Source organism: Brevundimonas sp. (assembly GCF_023259385.1).
In the GTDB taxonomy this organism is placed as follows: Bacteria; Pseudomonadota; Alphaproteobacteria; order Caulobacterales; family Caulobacteraceae; genus Brevundimonas.
The window spans coordinates 1-2319 of sequence record NZ_JAHFPF010000361.1 but is presented as its reverse complement, the minus strand read 5'-3'; the positions used below and the strand labels follow the sequence as shown (position 1 = coordinate 2319).

Genomic DNA, 2319 nt, shown 5'->3' with positions numbered 1-2319 from the left:
AAGCCGGTCTGGAAGCGGTAGTTCTCCGATTCCGGAAGGCGGCTGTTCTGGCCCTGCTCGGTATTGGGGTTCTGACCCAGCCCCCCGTTGCTGACGGTGCGCGACAGACCCGTCTGCTGGCGAATCGGGCCGAACACCACAGCCTGCGAGGCGCCGGCGTCGGTATACAGATAGCTGTTGTTCGGATTGTTGGTCGGCGCGACCGAGAAGCAGTTCGCCGAGAACGAGGTGGCCGAGCAGGTCGCGAACGGCACGTCCGGATCGCTGGCGGGGCTACGTTGCACGCCGGTGGACAGAATCGTGATCCCGCCTCGGTCTGTGCCGCGAATATAGGTGCGCAGGTTGTTGACCAGGATCAGATCGATGACGCCGTCGCTGGACGCTGAGGACGGGTCTGCGTCGTTGCTGATGAAACCCCAGCCCTCCCGACGCCAGTCGACATCGCGGTCCAATACCTCGTCGCTGCGCTGATACTCGCCAGAGACATAGACGTTCAGACGATCTTCCAGGAACTTGCCCCCCCACAGGGCGGAGAGCCGCTCGCTCATCTGTCCGTCTTGGTTGACCTCGGCCAGCGATGCATCGACCTCGAGCCCGTCGAAATCCTTGCGCAGCGTGAAGTTGACCACGCCCGACACGGCGTCTGCACCGTAAACGGCCGCAGCACCGCCGGTGATCACTTCGACGTTCTCGATCAAAAGACGCGGAATCGTATCGACATCGACGGCCAGAGAACCGGGCGAGGACCCGACATGGCGACGGCCATCGACCAGGACCAGCGTACGAGCCGAGCCCAAGCCGCGCAGGTTCAGCAGCGACAGGCCGCCATCGTTCAGGTTCGATCCTGTAGTGTCTTCCGGCACTTGAGAGAATGAAAGCGCGGGAATGCCGGCGAGGAAGTCGATGACGTTAGATTCACCCGATTGCAAAACCTCTTCCTGGCCGATCTGGATCAGGGGCGTCGCGGCGGTGGTGGCGTCGCGGCGGATGCGCGACCCGGTGACGACGATCTCCCCAACTTCGGCAGCCTGCGAGCCTTCGGCCTCCTGCGCGGCGGCGGCGCCGACACTCCCCATCACTCCGGCCAGCACTGTTCCGGCCAGAAGGGCCCCACGCAAAGTCCGTCCAGCGTCCAAATTCACTCGCATGCATAACTCCCCGAATTGAGCGACTAATAGTCGCCGCAATGCACATGAGAGCGAGGCGACGCCACCTCATTTCAGCAAAACAGACATATATTTGGCGCCTGCGTATCAATTTGGTGACAAGTTTGCGCCTTTTGATTGTTCCGCTATCAACTTAGTCGAGTGACAAAGAAAAAGGCGGCGGACCGAAGCCCGCCGCCCTCTTCATTTCGAATCGACCGCGATCCCTAGAAGGACTTGGTCAGGTTCACGAAGGCCGTGCGGCCCAGGTAGTCATAGCCCGAGTACAGCGGGGCGTTGCCGACCCGGTTGTACACGCCCGACGAGATGGTCGGCGGGTTGTCGTTGAACAGGTTGCGAACGCCGAGCGTGGCGGTCCAACCATCGGACGCATACTGGACCGAAGTGTTGTGCAGCCAGTAGTCATCGGTCGCGAGGTCGTAGTCCGACGTAGCCGGATCTTCCCCGTAGTAGGCGTAGCTGTCGGTGCCCTGGATCCATTCGACACCGTAGCGCACGCGCCACTTGTCCCAGGCGTAGGAGACGTCGGCCGTTCCGGTGAACTCCGGATTGTCGATCATGCCGGTGTAGTCTTCCAGCGGATCTTCGGCGAACAGCTTGTTCGAGATTTCCGTGTACTGGGTGATCGCCAGGTTGAACAACGCCGTGCCGGGGCCGACGTCCTTGCGATAACGGACCGTGTAATCCAGGCCTTTCACATTGTCCGTCGCCAGGTTGACGTAGCTGTCGCGGACCGTGAGGCTGTTGTCCACCGCATCGCGCGTGACCAGTCGGCAGAAGCCGGCGTCGGCCGCGAAGTCGGCCGGGTTGGAGTCATAGCAGCGGGTCAGGATCTGGGCTGCACCGGTGCGCGACACGCCGTTCTCGACCTCGATCTCGTAATAATCGACGGCGAAGGCCAGATCGCCCCAGCCCGAGGGCAGCGGCGGCTGGACGACCAGGCCGACGGTCATGTTGGTCGAGGTTTCGGCCGCCAGGCCGGCGTCTGCGCCGCCTGCGGTGATCACCGTGACGCTGTTGGTCGACTGGAAGTCGCCCGCCAGGCCTTCGGCCGTGCAGTTGGCGACGCGGTTCGGGTTCACGCCCGGCGCGCCGTAGTTGTTGCAGCGGTCGTTGGTGTTCGACAGGAAGCCGGTGGTGGCGCCGACGAACT

1 protein-coding gene and 1 pseudogene are annotated in these 2319 nt (G+C 62.8%); both read right to left on the bottom strand.

Annotated elements, in window-relative coordinates; translation table 11 throughout:
• The coding region (locus tag Q0C81_RS18245; RefSeq protein ID WP_291841246.1) for a TonB-dependent siderophore receptor at positions 1-1091 on the bottom strand (1091 nt) is incomplete at its 3' end.
• 281 nt (positions 1092-1372) lie between these two features.
• A pseudogene (locus Q0C81_RS18240) lies at positions 1373-2319 on the bottom strand (TonB-dependent receptor); the annotation flags it as partial.